Origin of the sequence: Panacagrimonas sp. (assembly GCF_965216805.1) — a bacterium.
Classification (GTDB): domain Bacteria; phylum Pseudomonadota; class Gammaproteobacteria; order Nevskiales; family Nevskiaceae; genus Panacagrimonas.
This window is the reverse complement of record NZ_CBDCGN010000002.1, coordinates 1606214-1622234: the sequence shown is the minus strand read 5'-3', so window position 1 is coordinate 1622234 and position 16021 is coordinate 1606214. Positions and strand designations below refer to the sequence as shown.

The following is a 16021-nucleotide window of genomic DNA, read 5'->3' as shown; positions in this document are numbered from 1 at the left end:
GCGCCGCTCAGGTCAGCGGCAGCGGCTGGGCCGGTCTGAACATCGTCAGGTCCTGCCTGCCGCCCTTTTGCATGGCACGTGCATAGGCCGGACGCGCCTGCATGCGACGCAGGTAGGCGGTCATCCGGGGGTGAGCTTCGAGATGTCCGCAGGGCTCGGACAGTTCCAGCACCCAGGTCATGTTGATGTCGGCGGCGGTAAACCCGCTGGCCAGGAAGGGCTCCTGGCGTGACAGGACGTTCTCCATGAAGTCGAAGCTGTGCTTGACCTCGTTGAGATAAAAGCCGCGCAGCGCTTCGCCGCAACCGCCACCGGTCATGCCGTCGAGCAGGTCGAAAACAACAGGGCCCATGGCCGAGCCTTCGGCGTAGAGCAGCCAGAACAGGTAATCGGAGAATTCCGGCGACGACTCGGGCACGCTGAGCCTGCCGCCGGCCAGCTTGCGGGTGACGAAGTCGATGATCGCGCCGGACTCGGGCAACGCACCGCCGTCGTGCTCGATAGTAGGGCCCTTGCCCAGCGGGTGGATCTTGAACAGCGATTCCGGCGAGCGCACGGTGACCGGATCGCGCGGGTGCAGTACCAGCTCGTAATCCAGGTCCAGTTCTTCGAGCAGCCACAGGATGCGCTGCGAACGCGAGTTGCTCAGGTGGTGCACTTTCAGCACAGGTCGGTCCTCCGTCATGGGGGATTCAGACGAGTCCGCGATCCTGCAGCTCGTCCTTGAGATAGGCGTAGTAGATCGGCGCCGCGATCAGCCCGGCGATACCGAACGCGGCTTCCATCATCAGCATCGCCACCAGCATTTCCCAAGCCTTGGCGCGGATGCGCGAACCGATGATGCGCGCGTTGAGAAAATACTCGAGCTTGTGTATCACCACCAGGTAGGTCAACGACCCGATCGCCACGAACAGGGACTGGCTCAGGCTCACCACCACGATGACGGTGTTGGAAATCAGATTGCCCACCACCGGCAGCAGACCGCACACGAAGGTCACCGCGATCAGCGTCTTGGTCAGCGGCAGGTCGATGCCCATCAACGGCAGAGCCACGGCCAGATAAAGTCCGGTCAGGGTGGCGTTGAGCGCCGCAATCCACACCTGGGCGAACACCACGCGCCGGAACGAGCGGCCCAGGCGTTCGGTGCGCTCCACCAGGGCCTCGGCCAGCGGCCGGCGTTCGACCGTGGTCATCGCCTCGCGCAGGGCCAGCAGGGCGCCCACCACCATGCCGATGAGAATGTGAGCCAGCGCGCGTGCGAAGTCCTTGCCGACGCCCTGCAGGGCGCTGGAATGTTCGCGCAGCCAGGCGGTGACCGCGGCGCGCAGTTCTTCGGCCGTCTCCGGCAGATACTGCAGGGCCCAGGGCGGCAGACGGTTGCGCGACTGATCGATGATCTCCGCCAGCTTGGTCAGCAGGGCCGACAGGTTTCCGGCATCGCTGCGGAAAAACGAGATCACGCCGATGATCAACAGACTGACGCCTGCCACCACCAGCGCCGAGATCGCAGCCACCACGATGATGCGGGCCCAGTCGCTGCTGATCTCGGCCCGGGTCACCAACGGGGTCAGCAACCGTACCAGTTCGAATACCAGCAGCCCGCCCAGCAGGGCCGGAAGCAGTTCCAGATACAGGATCAGCAGCAGGCCCAGGGCCATGAGGATCCATGCGATCACGTCCAGCCGCGACGCCGGGCCCGGTAGAGCGAATGAGTTCATATGCCAATGAGCATAGCCGCAAGCACCGACGGCAGCAGGCCAGCGCAGCCGGTTCAGGCTCGTGTCCGGCGCCAGCGTTACCATCCGACCGAGCGAGGCGACCATCCGGGTATCCACAACGGGTTGGCAGCCACGTCGCCCGCAGGCATGATCTTCACTGTCATTGATTTGCAACAATTCATCGGACGCTTGGCCCCCAGGGCTGCGCATCCGTCACCCCGGCATCGCATTCGGAAACACCATGTTCGGCCCGCACCCTCGCGCTTCGCTCTGGGCTACCGATGCTCGGCATTGAAGGCTTCTGGCTGATCTTGGTCTGGGCTCTCGCCGGGACCGGGCTGACCGGACTGACCGTGGTGCTGTCCCGCCGCCTGGGCGTGAATGCCGACCGCACTCAGGGCGTTCAGCGTGTCCACCGCCATGCCGCGTCGCGGCTGGGAGGACTGCCCCTGTTCCTGACGCTGTTGCTGGCGGTGCTGGCCTGGCCGCAACTGCCGCAGCGTGAGTTGGCGCTGGGTCTGCTGCTATGTGCGGTACCGGCCTTTGCCGTCGGTTTGCTCGAAGACCTGCGCAACAAACTGGGGCCTCACGTCCGGCTGCTGGCGACCTTCCTGTCCGCGTGGGCCGCCTGGTTCTTGCTGGATGGGCAACTGCGCCGGGTGGATGTTCCCGGCATCGACTGGCTGTTGATCAACTTCTGGTTTGCCGCTTTTATCTTCACCGCGTTTGCGGTCGGCGGCGTGGCGCATTCGATCAACATCATCGATGGCTTCAACGGCCTGTCGTCGTTCTATTGCGTGATCTGCTTTGCGGCCTTCTTCATCGTTTCGACGCTGGTATCGGACCCTTTGCTGCAGGGCCTGTCGTTGCTGTACTGCGGCGCCTTGCTGGGTTTTCTGGCCTGGAACTTCCCGTTCGGGAAGGTCTTTCTCGGTGATGCCGGCGCCTATTTCCTGGGATTTTCGCTCGGCGAGATGTCGGTGCTGCTGGTGATGCGCAATCCCGAGGTATCCCCCTGGTTCTGCCTGCTGCTGCTGGCGTATCCGATCTGGGACACGCTGTTTTCCTCCTACCGGCGCGAGATCACGCGACAACGCTCCTGGAGCGAGCCGGACGCCCTGCATCTGCATCATCTGATCTACCGTCGGCTGGTGCGTCCGCAGGGCCGTGCGCAGGGGGCGGGACTGGCAATCCCCAATTCCATGACCTCCCTGTATATCTGGGTGCTGGGTCTGATGTGCGCGGCGCCGGCCCTGCTGTTCTGGAACTCCACTCCGATTCTGATGGGTTTCGCCGCGCTGTTCGTCGTGACCTACGGCCTGCTGTATCGGCGCCTGGCGCGTTTCCGTAGCCCGCGATTGCTGCAGGTGCCACGCAAGCGCCGCAATGGCCCGGTGCAGCCGGCCGAGCGTCCTTCGCTGCCGGCGGAGGAATAAGCCTCAGCGAGCTCAGGGCCGCGGCACCGGCCTGACATAATGGCCGGCATGGCTCACATCCTCGTGACTGGCGCTGCCGGATTCATCGGTTATCACCTCAGCCTGGCCTTGCTGGCCGGCGGCCACACGGTCACCGGGGTCGACAATCTCAACGATTACTACGATCCCGCGCTCAAACAGGCACGGCTGTCGCAGTTGAGCGATCACCGTGCGTTTCGGTTCCTCAAGCTGGACCTTGCGCAGGCGGACGCCGTGACAGCGCTGTTCGACCGGCATGGTTTCGATCGCGTGGTGCATCTGGCGGCTCAGGCCGGCGTGCGTTACTCCATCGAAAACCCGCTGACCTACGTCAGCAGCAACATGGTCGGCTTTGCGCACGTGCTCGAAGGCTGCCGTCGGCAACAGGTCGGACACCTGCTGTACGCCTCGTCGTCATCGGTCTACGGCAGTAATGCCAGCCTGCCATGGTCTACCGCGCAGCCGGTGGATCATCCGGTGTCGGTGTACGCGGCCACCAAGAAGTCCAACGAACTGATGGCGCATGCCTACGCTCACCTGTACGCGCTGCCCTGCACCGGTCTGCGGTTCTTTACGGTCTACGGGCCCTGGGGCCGGCCGGATATGGCCTACTACAAGTTCGCTCGCGCCATCGTCGCAGGCGAACCCATTCAGGTCTATAACCGCGGGCACATGCGGCGCGACTTCACCTACGTGGGCGACGCCATCGGCGTCATGCTGCGCCTGATCGACCAACCTGCCCGTCCCGATCCGCAATGGAACGGCCTGACACCCGATGCCTCCAGCAGCGCCGCGCCCTACCGCCTCTACAACGTCGGGCATCATCGGCCGGTCGAACTGCCGCAGTTCATCGAATTGCTGGAGCATCTGCTGGAACGCCCGGCAATCCGGGTCGATATGCCCATGCAGCCTGGCGATATCGAAGCGACCTTCGCCGACATCGGCGACCTGGCGCGCGATGCCGGATTCGCGCCATCCACCTCGCTCGAATCCGGCTTGGGCGAGTTCGTACGCTGGTTTCGCCACTACCACCGGGTCTGAGCACATGGCCGCCGTTGCACGCAATCTGTTCGAATCCGCCACCGGGCGCGGCCGGGTACTGCGTCAGGGCGATCTGGCCTGCATCGTCATGGACGGGCACGGTGCCGTCGTGGTGCCGACCCAGGATCTGGTACAGGTACAGAAATGGGCCCAATCGCGGCCGCCCAGCAGCAACCTGCTGAGCGACCGTGCGCGCTTTCTGGACCAGTTCCAGGTGTTGGTCTCGCGGCCGGGCAGCATCCAGGGCACGCGTGGCAGCAGCCGGCCGCTGGAACGCTTGGTGCGCACCATGCTGGCCGCCGGCTACGACCTCGGCGAGTGGACCCTGCCGGTAGAGTTTCGCGATCTGGGCAAGGCCAAGACGGCGGACGCCACCGCAGCGGCGTCCCCCACCGCGCAGGCTGACTCACCGACGACGCCCGATCCAGGCACTGGAGCCGAATGAGCGCGCCCTCCGTCTCCGGCCGCGGACTGCGACATTTGCAGTGGAGTGGCGACGTGGAGATCGAGCGAGCACCCGAGGTGCGCCGCGAACTGCTGCAGGCACTGGCACAGGGAGAATCGGTGGTCGTCGATCTCGGCGCGGTTCGACGCCTGGATACGGCAGGAATCGCCGTGCTGGTGGAAGCGCTGCATAAGGCCAGGGCCGCAGGCTTGAATCTGCGGCTGACTCAGGCGGGTGACGCGGTCGGCAGGATGCTGAAGCTGACCCGGCTGGATGACCTGATCGAAATCGACCGATGAGAACGCGGCTCGAGGCACTCGGACGCCAGACCCTGACCGGCATTTCCGAAATGGGGCTGGCGATGCTGCTGCTGCTGGAAAGCCTGGCCTGGGTGTTCACCGGGCCGGCACGCGGGCAACCGGTACGACTGGATTCGGTGATCCGTCAGGCGGTGGAGATCGGTATCGGTGCCATACCCATCGTGTTCGTACTGTCATTCGCCATCGGCATGATGGTGGCCATCCAGGGCATCTACAGCCTGTCGCTGTTCGGCGCCGAGAGTCAGGTGACGCTCGGCGTGACCTTGTCGGTGACCCGCGAGTTTGCCCCGCTGATCACCGGCATCCTGGTGGCGGGACGTTCGGGTTCTGCGCTGGCCGCACGCCTGGGCATGATGAAAATCAACGAGGAGATCAGCGCACTGACCGTCATCGGCATCAACCCGGTGCGCTATCTGGTGGCACCGCCGCTGCTGGCGATGCTGGTCATGCTGCCCGCCCTGACCTGGTTTGCCGATTGCGTGGCACTGCTGGGCGCGGGGATCTATATCACCGCCGAACTGGGCATCTCCTTCCCGGCGTATCTGAACGATCTGCAGCAGGCCAGCGAGATCGGCGACATCCTGCACGGCGTGGGCAAGAGCGCTCTGTTCGCGCTGTTGATCACTCTGGTTGGCGTAGTCAACGGCATCGGTGTCAGCGGCGGTGCCGAAGGTGTGGGCAGGGTCACCACCCGTTCGGTGGTGCATGCGATTTCCGCCATCGTGATCGCCGACATGATCTTTGCGTTTCTGGCCACGCGCGCCTGATCCGGCGGTCTGCGGTCAGACTCGCATGCGCGGGTTGGAGGCTCGGCACGACTTGCGCGACATCGCCGCTCGTCGGTAGGGCGGCGCGGATCGCGCCGATCAAGCCGCCCCGATGGTTGTCGCGACGACAATGATCGGCGGATGCCTGCCCAAACCAATGCGCTGTGCGACGAACACCGGAAACACGTTCACCCCGCGCGCGGCAACACCTCACGCGAACTCGCGGTCTGCCCGCCACGCACGCCGTCGTTGGAGACCACCAGGGTCGGCCCGGACCCCACTGCAGGCACCGGCACCCGGGGCGCCACGCGACCCTCCTGCAACATGGTTTCGAAAATTCTCGCCGGCACCGCAGCGCTGTAGAGAAACCCCTGCAGTGCATCGCAGCCCAGACGGGTGAGGATGTCGGCCTGCTTGGCGGTTTCCACGCCCTCGGCCACCACGCGCAGATCCAGGGCCTTGGCCATGGCGATCATGGCGCGCACGATCGCCACGTTGCTTCGATCTTCTTCCAGGCCCGTGACGAAGGACTGGTCGATCTTGATGGCGTCCAGCGGCAGCCGCCGCAGATACGCCAGCGAAGAGTAACCGGTACCGAAATCGTCGAGCGCAACGGTGACGCCCATCTCGCGCACTGCCCGTAACCAGTTGGCGGCGGCGTCGAAATCGGTGATCAGCGCGCCTTCGGTAATCTCAAGCTCAAGGTGCTCTGCACGCGCCCGCGTAGTGGCGAACAGCTCCCGCAGTCGATCGAAAATGCCGCGGTGGTGCAGCTTGAGCGCAGACAGATTGACTGCGACGCGGAAGTGCTCGAAACGATCCTGCCACTCCGCAATCTGGCAGCAGGCCGCGGTGAGAACGTAGTCGTCCAGCGCGGGGCTCAAGCCCCCGGCTTCCGCCACCGGCACGAACTCTCCCGGACCGACGTACTCGCCGTTGCGCAACGGCCAGCGGATCAGCGCCTCGCCGCCCAGCAGCTTGCCGCTGCGGGCATCCAGCTTGGGCTGGTAGTACGGCACCAGGCGGTCGCTTTCCATCGCCCGCCGCAACCGCAACTCCAGCGACAGGGCCGACGCAAGGTCCGGCGTAGTCCCGCGCCGATCGCGCATGGGGTTGGTGTCGCGGGTCAGCTGCAAGGTCGATTCGAGGTGATTGAGCAGCTCGTTGGCACGCCGGCCGTCCTCCGGATACACCGAGATGGACGTGCGGACCTGCAGTCCGCGAATGCGTCCCTCCATATGCAGATCCTCCTGCAGCGCGCGCGCGGCACGGGCGGCGACGTCGCGCGCATGCCGCGCCGCGGTCTCGGCAGTTTCGGCGTTACCGGGTACCAACACCGCGGCGAACAGGTCCTCGGACACCCGCGCCACGAAATCCATCGGTCGCAGTGCATGCTGGATGCAGCCACCGATGGAGACCAGCAGGCGGTCGAAGGTCTCCTTGGCGATGGAGGCCTGCAACGCCCCGAAGTGGTCCAGACAAACCCCCACCAGCGCCATCGGCAGATTCTGGTTGGCGGCGCGACGGCGCACGCGCTCGAGCAGTTCCAGCATGTGGCGCCGGTTGGGCAAGCCGGTGATGAGGTCGTGGCTGAACAGGAATTCGGCGCGCGCCATGGTCTGCTCGCGTTCCGCCAGCTCCGTGCGCATGGTCTGCACCATGCGCTCCAGCTCCTCAGAGCGTGTTCTGGCCTCGAAGCTCAGTGACTGCGCCTGTTCGCCCAGGGCCAGGTAGCTGCGAATGCGTACGCGCAGCAGATCCGGATTCAGCGGTTTTTGAAGCACATCGATGGCGCCGGCTTCCAGCGCGGTACGCACATAGGCCTCGCTGGTGTCCGCGCTGAGCATGACCACCGGCAAGGCCCGGGTCACCGGGTCGCGGGCCAGGCGTCGGCAGATGTCCAGGCCACGCACGTCCGGCAAGGGGTCGGCGATGAACAGCAGATCGGGCAGGGTGTTGCTCAGCACGTCGCCCAGCAGCCGCTCGCCACTCTGCCACTGCATGACCGACCCCAATCCGTGCATGGCCACACTGGCCCACGCCCGGTCGTCGACCGGGTGGTCCGCCACGAATATCCTGGCCTGCTGGGTCGAGTCCATGGCTCCGTCGGACAGCATCTCCCCGCGAGCGCCTCCGATACACCTCTTCTTAATCGGGCTGGCGATAGCCGTCAACCAAAATCGAAGCCGTGACGCAGGTTTGCACGTGGCAATTGAGACCGGACCCCGGCCCGGACCTGACCCCGACGTCGGCTTGCGCGCCCAGGCAGGCGCTCGCGGGTGCAGCGCCCACGGCCATCGGTGTCGTCGTCTAGGGATTCTCTGATTTACCTCTCGAAGTTGCACGCTGTTTGCGTTTCAATCTGGAACGGACAGACGGATGACTTTGATGAAGCAACAGAGCCTGGGCAGTGGATTTGAGAAGTACGCGCGCACGACCAAGCGGGCGCGCTTCCTGGAGCAGATGGACTCGGTGATGCCGTGGTCCTCGCTGTGCGAGGTGATCGAGCCGTATTACTTCAAGGATACCGGCAGCGGCGGACGGCCACCGATAGCACTGGAGCGGATGCTGCGGATCTACTTTCTGCAGCAGTGGTTCGATCTGTCGGACCCGGCGGCCGAGGAGGCCTTGTACGACTCGGCGTCGATGCGCCGTTTTGCGGGGATTGACCTGGGCCTGGAGGCGCCGCCGGACGAAACCACGATCTGCAAGTTCCGCCACCTGCTGGAGCGCAACACCCTGGGCAAGCCGCTGTTTGACCAGGTCCAGCGCTACCTTCAGGAGCAGGGCTTCAAGATCAGCAAAGGGACGATCGTGGATGCCACGATCATTGGCGCGCCGAGTTCGACCAAGAATCAGCAACAGCAGCGCGATCCCGAGATGCACCAGACCAAGAAAGGCAACCAGTGGTACTTCGGCATGAAGGCGCACGTGGGTGTCGACAGCCGGACCCGGCTGATTCATTCGGTACAAGCCACGGCGGCGAACGTGGCCGACTGCCGGGTATTGCCGGAACTGCTGCACGGCCAGGAGACGCGGGTGTGGGGTGATCAGGCGTATCGCGGTCAGGGCAGCGTCATTCGTGAGAAGGCCCCGCAGGCGCTGGATTTCACCAACCGGCGCTACCGTCTCAAGGGCGTCATCGACGAATCAGAGCGGGCGAAGAACCGGACCAAGTCCAAGGTGCGCGCCAAGGTCGAGCACGTCTTTGCGGTGATCAAGCTGCGCTTCGGTTTTACCAAGGTCCGCTACCGCGGTCTGGCGAAGAACCTGCACCGGCTGCAGGTGACCTGCGCGCTGGCCAACCTGTACCTGGCGCGCGCTCAATTGATGAAGCTGCAGCAGGCGTAATCCGCCTGCTGCACAGCGATTGAGGCCGAAAGGCCAAGAAACGAGGCATCCGAGGCGATCCAAGCACCCATAATTCGGATTTCTTATCGGCTTGGGGCGCCAGTCACCAGGTAAATCAGAGAATCCCTAGCCGAATCGCGCCCGCCCGGCCCGCGCCGTTGCGGATCGACCGGTTCAAGCCTCGGGCTTCATCTGCGGAAACAGCAGCACATCCCGGATACTCGGCGCGTCGGTCAGAAACATCACCAGCCGGTCGATGCCGATCCCCACGCCTGCGGTCGGCGGCAGGCCGTACTCCAGGGCGCGGATGTAATCGGCGTCGAACACCATGGCCTCGTCGTCGCCGGCGTCCTTGGCCTGCACCTGGGCCTTGAAGCGCGCGGCCTGGTCTTCCGGGTCGTTCAACTCCGAAAAGCCGTTGGCCACCTCGCGGCCGCCGACAAAGAATTCGAAGCGGTCGGTGACCTCGGGGTCGGCGTCGCTGCGGCGCGCCAGTGGCGATACCTCGGTGGGATACTCGGTGATAAAGGTGGGCTGCAGCAGATGAGCCTCCACCGTCTTTTCGAAGATTTCCGTCAGCAGCTTGCCGGCGCCGTAAGCCGGTTTGATACCGACACCGATCTGCCGGGCAAAGTCTGCGAGGTAATCGCGGTCCGCGCTGCGAGAGGCATCGAACTGGGGGTTGAAGCGTTCCACCGCCTGTTTCATCGACCACCGGTTGAACGGCCGTTCCAGGTCGTATGCCTGCCCCTGATAGTCCAGTTTGCCGGACCCGTTGACTGCCAGCGTGGTGTCGCGAATCAGGGTTTCCACCAGGTCCATGGCGTCGCGGTAATCCGCATAAGCCTGGTAGAACTCCAGCATGGTGAACTCGGGGTTGTGGCGCGTGGATAGCCCCTCGTTGCGAAAATTGCGATTGATCTCGTACACACGCTCAAAACCGCCAACCACCAGACGCTTGAGGTACAGCTCCGGTGCGATGCGCAGATACAGCTCGCGATCAAGCGCATTGTGGTGGGTCACGAACGGCCGCGCGGCGGCGCCGCCGGCGATCGGCTGCAACATCGGTGTTTCGACCTCGACAAAGCCCAGGGCATCCAGAAACCGGCGGATGAAGGCCACCGTGCGGCCGCGCTTCTCGAACGCCTGCTTCACCTCGGGATTGACGATCAGATCCACGTAACGCTGGCGGTAACGGATTTCGGTGTCGGTCAGGCCCGCCCACTTCTCCGGCAGCGGGCGCAGCGACTTGACCAGCAGCTCGATGGATTCGGCCCAAACCGAAAGCTCGCCGGACTTGGTCTTGAACACTCGGCCTTCCACGCCGAACAGATCGCCGACATCGGCGGTCTTGAATGCGTCGTACTGCTCCGGGCCCAGCGTGTCGAGCTTGACGAAGACCTGGATGCGACCCGACGAATCCTGCAGCTGGCCGAAACTGGCCTTGCCCATGATGCGTTTGGCCATCAGGCGGCCGGCGAGTCTGAAACGTGCAGGCTCGGCATCCAGCGATTCCGGTTCCCGTGAACCGTAGGTGCCGTGCAGATGCTCGGCGAGCGTGTCGCGTCGGAAGGTGTTGGGAAACGCCCGGCCTTGCTCACGCAGCGCGGCGAGCTTCTCGCGGCGGGTGGCGATGATGTGGTTCTCGTCTTCGGGTCGGGAGGCGTCGGTCATGGGGCTCTTTTCAAGCTTTGAAGAATCACGCAAAGGCGCAGAGAACGGCGCAAAGACGCAAGGGACAAGAGGGGGAAACACCAACGGCAGCGGCGCGCTTCAGAAAAGCGCCTGTTGCACCATTGCGCATCTCTTAGCCGCCGCAGCTTTGATCGCTGCTCGATTGCGTGATTCCTCTGACATTAAGGTTTTTACGTTGGGTCACAGCCCCTGCTTGAGACTGGCCTCGATGTAAGGGTCCAGATACCCGTCCAGCACTTTCTGCGTGTCGGCGATTTCAACGCCGGTGCGCAGATCCTTGATGCGAGACTGGTCGAGCACGTACGAACGAATCTGGCTGCCCCACTCGATGTCGGCCTTGGAGTCTTCCAGCTTCTGCTTTTCGGTGTTGCGCTTCTGCAGCTCCGCCTCGTAAAGCTTGGCCTTGAGCATCTTCATCGCGCTATCGCGGTTGGCGTGCTGGCTGCGCTGAGTCTGGCAGGCCACCACGATGCCGGACGGCACGTGCTTGATGCGGATCGCCGACTCGGTCTTGTTGACGTGCTGGCCGCCGGCACCGCTGGAGCGGAAGGTGTCGACCTCAAGATCGGCCGGGTTGATCTCGATATCGATGTCGTCATCGACCTCGGGCGCCACGAACACGCCAGCGAAGGAGGTGTGGCGCCGGTTGCCGGAGTCGAACGGCGACTTGCGCACCAGACGGTGAACGCCGGTTTCGGTGCGCAGCCATCCGTACGCGTACTCGCCCTGAATGTACAAGGTGGCCGATTTGATGCCGGCCACCTCGCCGTCGGAACGTTCCATCAGCTCGACCTTGAAGCTCTTGCCTTCCGCCCAGCGCGTGTACATGCGCAGCAGCATCGCAGCCCAATCCTGGCCTTCGGTGCCGCCGGCACCCGACTGGATGTCCAGGTAAGCGTTGTGATCGTCCATCTCGCCGCTGAACATGCGGCGAAACTCCATGTCGGTGGCCCGGCGGTTCAGCGCTTCCAGATCTTCGGCGATCTCCTGCAGAGTGCCCGCATCGCCTTCCATCTCGGCCATCTCGTGCAACTCCGCGGCGTCGCGCAAGGCGGCCTCGGCCTGGTCCAGCCGTTCGACCACTGCCTCCAGCTGAGCCCGCTCGCGACCGAGATTCTGCGCACGCTGAGGATCGTTCCAGACTTCGTTGCTCTCCAGTTCGGCCTTGACCTCGATCAGGCGGTCACGCTTGGTGTCGTAGTCAAAGATAGCCCCGGAGCGCAGTGAAGCGCGCTCGCAGGGCTGTGATCTCACTCTTGATCTGCTGAGGTTCCATGGTCCACCCACGAAAAGGGCGCGAATTATAGCGGCCATCTGCCCTAAGGTCGCGACTTGCAAGGTTGTCACGCCATCGCCCGCATGCTAAAAAATCAGAGGCAAGCGGCATATCGGCCGGTATGTGTCCGCCCTCAAATTCCTAATGACCGTCTGCTGTATCTGAAGGGGAGTGTCTTCATGAAACGAGCTGCATTGGCCGGCCTTGTGCTTGCCTCGGCCACCGCATTACCTGTCCTGGCTCAGGACGAAACGGATCTGTCGAAGGCCAACGAGGCCATTGCCGGAAGGTTCTACATTTCGCCCATGGGTTCGCATACCTGGGAAGACAAGAAGCGCGACACCGACGACGGCTGGGGCGGCGCCCTGGGTATCGGCAAGCAGCTCTCGCGCTACTTCAGCCTGGAATTGAGCGGTTTCTATAGCGAATTCAACTCTGGCGGCCAGCAAGCCGATAACCTTGAGCAGTGGGGTGCGGGCCTGACCGCACTGGTCTTCCCGTTTGCCTCCGGCGCGGGCCAGGCGTTTTACGGCCTGGTCGGCGCGCACTACGGCGAGGGCGACAATCATCCCTCCAGCGGTGAGGTCGATTACGAAACCGTATTTGGAGATGCCGGACTCGGCTACCTGTTCGGGCCTTTCAGCTGGCTCAACCACGGGTCGTTGCGCGCCGAAGCACGCTACCGAATGGACTTCCACGATGAACCCCAGCTCGGCTCCGGCAACGAAGACGAGTTTGGCGACGTGGTGGCCAACCTCGGCTTCCTGATTCCCATCGGGGCCCAACCGCAGCCGCCTCCCCCGCCGGAACCGGAGCCGGTGGAAGTGGTGCCGGTGCAGCCACCCGCGGACAGCGATGGCGACGGCGTCACCGACGATCTCGACCAGTGCCCGGGCACGCCCGCCGGCGAGCCGGTCGACGCGGTCGGATGCCCGCTGCCGAAAGCCGAGTGCAAGACTCCGGAGCCGGGCCAGCCGGTAACCCTGGAAGGTTGCGCTGCCGGCGACACCATCGTGCTGCGCGGCGTCAACTTCGACTTCGACAAGTCCTCGCTGACCGCCAACGCACGCACGATTCTGGACAGCGTGAGCGAGGCACTGAGCACCGCACCGACGGTGACGGTGGAGATCGGCGGCCATACCGACGCCAGGGGCAGCGACGAGTACAACCAGAAGCTCTCCGAACGGCGTGCGGCTGCGGTCGTCGACTACCTCGAAGACAAGGGCGTCGAGCCGGCCCGCATGACCTCCAAGGGTTACGGCGAGTCCACCCCGGTGGCCGACAACGAAACCGACGAAGGCCGTGAGCTCAACCGTCGTGTGGAACTGACCGTGACTGGTGGCACCGCCGAAACCACCGATGCCGCTCCTGCCGAAACGGCGCCTGCCGCGGAGGAAGCACCCGCGGCAGAGTAAGCACCGGTATTGCAGTCGTTGCCCAAGAGCCGCACTTCGGTGCGGCTCTTCTTATGCGCTGATGCCCAGCCGCTGAGTGCCGCAAACAGCAGCTGCAATGCCGGCGGCGGCCGAGACTGTGCATCGAAGCTTTGACCGCACGCAGCCGGCACTCGATAATCCGCGCGCCGTCGATCCAGGCCAAAGATGATTTCGGTTCGTCGGGGTATAGCGCAGTCTGGTAGCGCGCCTGCTTTGGGAGCAGGATGTCGGGGGTTCGAATCCCTCTACCCCGACCATTTCGGTCGGTTTGGTTTGGTCGACCGTCGTCTCTACGTCTGGATTGATCGATGCGGAATCGGTAGACTTCGCGCCCCTGTGGTGGCCGTAGCTCAGTTGGTAGAGTCCCAGGTTGTGATCCTGGTTGTCGCGGGTTCGAGCCCCGTCGGTCACCCCATTTTCGAGTAAATCAGCGACTTCGGCGCGCGGAACGCAGGCGTTGACGCCGCCCTGCCCAGAGCCGCAGCGGTTACAATTCATAGCCCTCCGGTTGAGGGTCATGGCACGAAAGGGTTGCTAGCTCAATGGTAGAGCAGCTGACTCTTAATCAGTAGGTTCGGGGTTCGAGTCCCTGGCAACCCACCACTTTCGTACCCTCCGCGGCTGCCGCCGCGTTTCACGCCGGAAGTCCCTTCGTCAGCGTTCCGGGCCGGTTGTGTCCGACTTCGACTTCGCCATCGTCTGCGCGCCGGTCACGATCATCCGCAACATGACGATCGTTTGATCGAGGACCGGGCCACGTCGTTCGGGCGACAGGTCCATCGTGTTAGCGCCCATCGCAAACACCAGCCGAGTGATCGCCTTGGCGACCAGTTCGGGTCTGGCGATCGGCGTGCTCGAAAGCTCCGCCAGCCTAACCAGATCGAGCTGCAACTCGTGCTCGAAAAACTGCAGTTCACGTTCCACAGCGCGCTTGAACGCGTCCGAGCCGACACTGCCCTCGCGCAGCAGTACGTGCAGATATTTTTCTTCCGCGTCGAGTTGTTCGACAAACGTCTCCACCGAGCTGCGTATCACGCTGCGCCCAGCAACGGCCCGATGGCGTGCTTCGCCGATGATCTGGCGCAGGCTGCGACCGGCAAGATCGATCAGTGCAATGGCAAGCTCGTCGGTATCGCGGAAATGCCGATAGAAACTGTTCGGGGCAATACCGGCTTTTCGTGCGATCTCGCGCAGGCTCAGCGAGGACACGCTGCGATGCGGCCCGACCAGCTTCAGCGCCGCCGCGATCAGACTCTCACGCGAAATCACGCTGGGCCGTCCGGCACGGGCAGCGTCGGCGCGTTCCGTGCGGGCGACGGGCAACGCTTTGGGGGGGCGAGTCATGGGACAGATGATAGGCGCGAATATTATTATACATATGTATAGACATCTGTACTTTTATTGCTATAGTACGACGCAAATCCTCACCGAAGAACGACATGGCGCTCGCCCTCAGGGCTTCGAATGCCGCCGCCGTATTCAGCCCCGCCGTCATCGATTTCTGGTTGGCGCAGATCAATCCTCGCTGGTCATCCACGCGCTGCTTGGCCACTGTGGATTCGCGCCGGCGCGAATCGCGCGAAACCGTCACCTTGGTGCTCAAACCCAACCGCCGCTTCCGCGGTTTCCTGCCCGGCCAACACCTCAACCTCACTGCGGTGATCGACGGCGCGCGGGTGACGCGCAGCTACAGCTTCAGCGATGCCCATCGTCGCGACGGCCGCGTGTCGATCACCGTCAGGCATGTCCCCGGCGGCAAGCTCAGCACCCATCTGTGCCGGCATAGCGGCGTCGGCGAAGTGGTGGAGCTTGGTGTCGCGTTCGGCGAAATGAACTGGTCGAGCGCGACCGGCCAGGACTGGACCTTGCTCGCCGCCGGCAGCGGCATCACGCCGATGATGAGTCTGATCCGCAGCCTGGAACCGGACCTCGGCCCGCGTCGGGTACAGTTGCTGTATTGGGCCCGTACCGCCGACGACCTGTGCTTCGCCGACGAGTTGCGTGAGCGCAGCCGACGCGACCCAAGACTGCGCTGCCATTTCCTGCTCACCGGAGAAGGCGCGGGCGTAGATCAACCGCGGGGCCGCATCAGCCCCGAACTGCTGCAGACCCTGCGCCCGGACTGGCACTCGCAGCATGTTTACGCCTGCGGCCCTTATGGTTTCGTCGAGACGGCGCGTTCGATGCTGGCCGGTCGAACTTCGCAGTTCCGTTCCGAAGCCTTCACACCCCTGCCGGCGCCGGCCGGCGACGATCGCGAAGTCAATGTCGCCCTGCTCCGCAGCGGCCGCTCGCTACGAGTCCGATGCGATCTGCCGCTGCTCGACGCACTGGAAGCGCATGGCCTGCGACCGCCGCACGGCTGCCGCATGGGTATCTGCAACAGCTGCGCGTGCGCCAAGACCAGGGGGGTCGTCCGCGACCTGCGATCGGGCGCTGCCGATGCCGAACCCAGTCAGGCCCTGCGTCTGTGTTCAAGCCTGGCGCAATCCGACCTCAGCCTGGATCTTTGAGATAG

The 16021-nt window shown here is 64.1% G+C and carries 14 protein-coding genes and 3 tRNA genes; 11 read left to right on the top strand and 6 right to left on the bottom strand.

Translation table 11 applies throughout. From position 1 onward, the window contains the following. Window positions 1-7 precede the first annotated feature (7 nt). Both ACOOHP_RS07770 and ACOOHP_RS07765 read right to left on the bottom strand, forming a co-directional pair. Window positions 8-667: a glutathione S-transferase family protein gene (locus ACOOHP_RS07770; protein WP_420465878.1), complete on the bottom strand. Its 660-nt coding sequence runs from the start codon at window positions 665-667 to the stop codon at window positions 8-10. Between the two features lie 25 nt (window positions 668-692). Further along, window positions 693-1718 carry an AI-2E family transporter gene (locus ACOOHP_RS07765; protein ID WP_420465877.1) on the bottom strand — a complete coding sequence of 342 codons (1026 nt, stop codon included), beginning with the start codon at window positions 1716-1718 and terminating at the stop codon, window positions 693-695. Between the two features lie 281 nt (window positions 1719-1999). Between ACOOHP_RS07765 and ACOOHP_RS07760 the strand changes: the two genes are divergently transcribed. Genes ACOOHP_RS07760 through ACOOHP_RS07740 form a run of 5 tightly spaced genes read left to right on the top strand, consistent with a single transcriptional unit; the run spans window position 2000 to window position 5745 of the window. Next, window positions 2000-3154, top strand: coding sequence for an MraY family glycosyltransferase (locus tag ACOOHP_RS07760; RefSeq protein ID WP_420465876.1), 1155 nt, complete (start codon window positions 2000-2002; stop codon window positions 3152-3154). Between the two features lie 48 nt (window positions 3155-3202). Continuing rightward, complete coding sequence (locus ACOOHP_RS07755) at window positions 3203-4213, top strand: NAD-dependent epimerase/dehydratase family protein (protein WP_420465875.1); 1011 nt, start codon at window positions 3203-3205, stop codon at window positions 4211-4213. A gap of 4 nt (window positions 4214-4217) precedes the next feature. Beyond that, window positions 4218-4658 carry a hypothetical protein gene (locus ACOOHP_RS07750; RefSeq protein ID WP_420465874.1) on the top strand — a complete coding sequence of 147 codons (441 nt, stop codon included), beginning with the start codon at window positions 4218-4220 and terminating at the stop codon, window positions 4656-4658. After that, window positions 4655-4957, top strand: a complete 303-nt coding sequence (locus ACOOHP_RS07745; protein WP_420465873.1) for an STAS domain-containing protein — start codon at window positions 4655-4657, stop codon at window positions 4955-4957. The genes ACOOHP_RS07750 and ACOOHP_RS07745 overlap by 4 nt, the downstream gene beginning before the upstream one ends. Next, window positions 4954-5745 carry an MlaE family ABC transporter permease gene (locus tag ACOOHP_RS07740; RefSeq protein ID WP_420465872.1) on the top strand — a complete coding sequence of 264 codons (792 nt, stop codon included), beginning with the start codon at window positions 4954-4956 and terminating at the stop codon, window positions 5743-5745. The genes ACOOHP_RS07745 and ACOOHP_RS07740 overlap by 4 nt, the downstream gene beginning before the upstream one ends. Before the next feature lie 188 nt (window positions 5746-5933). Here the strand turns inward: ACOOHP_RS07740 and ACOOHP_RS07735 are convergent, their stop codons facing one another. Further along, window positions 5934-7862 (bottom strand): putative bifunctional diguanylate cyclase/phosphodiesterase, encoded by a 1929-nt coding sequence (locus ACOOHP_RS07735; protein WP_420465871.1) that lies wholly within the window; start codon window positions 7860-7862, stop codon window positions 5934-5936. 271 nt (window positions 7863-8133) lie between these two features. Between ACOOHP_RS07735 and ACOOHP_RS07730 the strand changes: the two genes are divergently transcribed. Beyond that, entirely contained in the window at window positions 8134-9096 is a 963-nt protein-coding gene (locus tag ACOOHP_RS07730; protein ID WP_420464632.1) for an IS5 family transposase, read from the top strand. 174 nt (window positions 9097-9270) lie between these two features. Here the strand turns inward: ACOOHP_RS07730 and lysS are convergent, their stop codons facing one another. Together lysS and prfB are read right to left on the bottom strand one after the other, a co-directional pair. After that, window positions 9271-10770 carry a lysine--tRNA ligase gene (gene lysS / locus ACOOHP_RS07725; RefSeq protein WP_420465870.1) on the bottom strand — a complete coding sequence of 500 codons (1500 nt, stop codon included), beginning with the start codon at window positions 10768-10770 and terminating at the stop codon, window positions 9271-9273. A gap of 201 nt (window positions 10771-10971) precedes the next feature. Next, window positions 10972-12067 (bottom strand): peptide chain release factor 2 gene (gene prfB / locus ACOOHP_RS07720; protein WP_420465869.1). Its coding sequence is split into 2 segments (ribosomal slippage): window positions 10972-11994 and window positions 11996-12067, totalling 1095 coding nucleotides; the frame shifts between segments, so codons are not numbered across the junction. 179 nt (window positions 12068-12246) lie between these two features. On the opposite strand from prfB, the gene ACOOHP_RS07715 reads away from it, so the two are divergent. The 4 genes from ACOOHP_RS07715 to ACOOHP_RS07700 all read left to right on the top strand — a co-directional run bounded on the left by ACOOHP_RS07715 (window position 12247) and on the right by ACOOHP_RS07700 (window position 14106). Then, a complete protein-coding gene (locus tag ACOOHP_RS07715) occupies window positions 12247-13482 on the top strand; it encodes an OmpA family protein (protein WP_420465868.1) in 1236 nt (411 codons plus the stop codon). A 201-nt stretch (window positions 13483-13683) separates the two neighbouring features. Beyond that, a tRNA-Pro gene (locus ACOOHP_RS07710) sits at window positions 13684-13760 on the top strand. An 82-nt stretch (window positions 13761-13842) separates the two neighbouring features. Beyond that, a tRNA-His gene (locus tag ACOOHP_RS07705) sits at window positions 13843-13918 on the top strand. Between the two features lie 113 nt (window positions 13919-14031). Next, window positions 14032-14106, top strand: a tRNA-Lys gene (locus ACOOHP_RS07700). A gap of 51 nt (window positions 14107-14157) precedes the next feature. Here the strand turns inward: ACOOHP_RS07700 and fabR are convergent. Next, window positions 14158-14847, bottom strand: a complete 690-nt coding sequence (gene fabR / locus ACOOHP_RS07695; protein WP_420465867.1) for an HTH-type transcriptional repressor FabR — start codon at window positions 14845-14847, stop codon at window positions 14158-14160. A gap of 95 nt (window positions 14848-14942) precedes the next feature. Between fabR and ACOOHP_RS07690 the strand changes: the two genes are divergently transcribed. Then, entirely contained in the window at window positions 14943-16016 is a 1074-nt protein-coding gene (locus ACOOHP_RS07690) for a ferredoxin reductase (protein WP_420465866.1), read from the top strand. Window positions 16017-16021 lie beyond the last annotated feature (5 nt).

Bases quoted from the DNA above. Each gene is read 5' to 3' on its own strand.
- ACOOHP_RS07765 (WP_420465877.1), bottom strand. From the start codon at position 1,718: ATGAACTCATTCGCTCTACCGGGCCCGGCGTCGCGGCTGGACGTGATC.
- ACOOHP_RS07760 (WP_420465876.1), top strand. From the start codon at position 2,000: ATGCTCGGCATTGAAGGCTTCTGGCTGATCTTGGTCTGGGCTCTCGCC.
- ACOOHP_RS07755 (WP_420465875.1), top strand. From the start codon at position 3,203: ATGGCTCACATCCTCGTGACTGGCGCTGCCGGATTCATCGGTTATCAC.
- ACOOHP_RS07750 (WP_420465874.1), top strand. From the start codon at position 4,218: ATGGCCGCCGTTGCACGCAATCTGTTCGAATCCGCCACCGGGCGCGGC.
- ACOOHP_RS07745 (WP_420465873.1), top strand. From the start codon at position 4,655: ATGAGCGCGCCCTCCGTCTCCGGCCGCGGACTGCGACATTTGCAGTGG.
- ACOOHP_RS07740 (WP_420465872.1), top strand. From the start codon at position 4,954: ATGAGAACGCGGCTCGAGGCACTCGGACGCCAGACCCTGACCGGCATT.
- ACOOHP_RS07735 (WP_420465871.1), bottom strand. From the start codon at position 7,862: ATGCTGTCCGACGGAGCCATGGACTCGACCCAGCAGGCCAGGATATTC.
- ACOOHP_RS07730 (WP_420464632.1), top strand. From the start codon at position 8,134: ATGAAGCAACAGAGCCTGGGCAGTGGATTTGAGAAGTACGCGCGCACG.
- lysS (WP_420465870.1), bottom strand. From the start codon at position 10,770: ATGACCGACGCCTCCCGACCCGAAGACGAGAACCACATCATCGCCACC.
- ACOOHP_RS07715 (WP_420465868.1), top strand. From the start codon at position 12,247: ATGAAACGAGCTGCATTGGCCGGCCTTGTGCTTGCCTCGGCCACCGCA.
- fabR (WP_420465867.1), bottom strand. From the start codon at position 14,847: ATGACTCGCCCCCCCAAAGCGTTGCCCGTCGCCCGCACGGAACGCGCC.
- ACOOHP_RS07690 (WP_420465866.1), top strand. From the start codon at position 14,943: ATGGCGCTCGCCCTCAGGGCTTCGAATGCCGCCGCCGTATTCAGCCCC.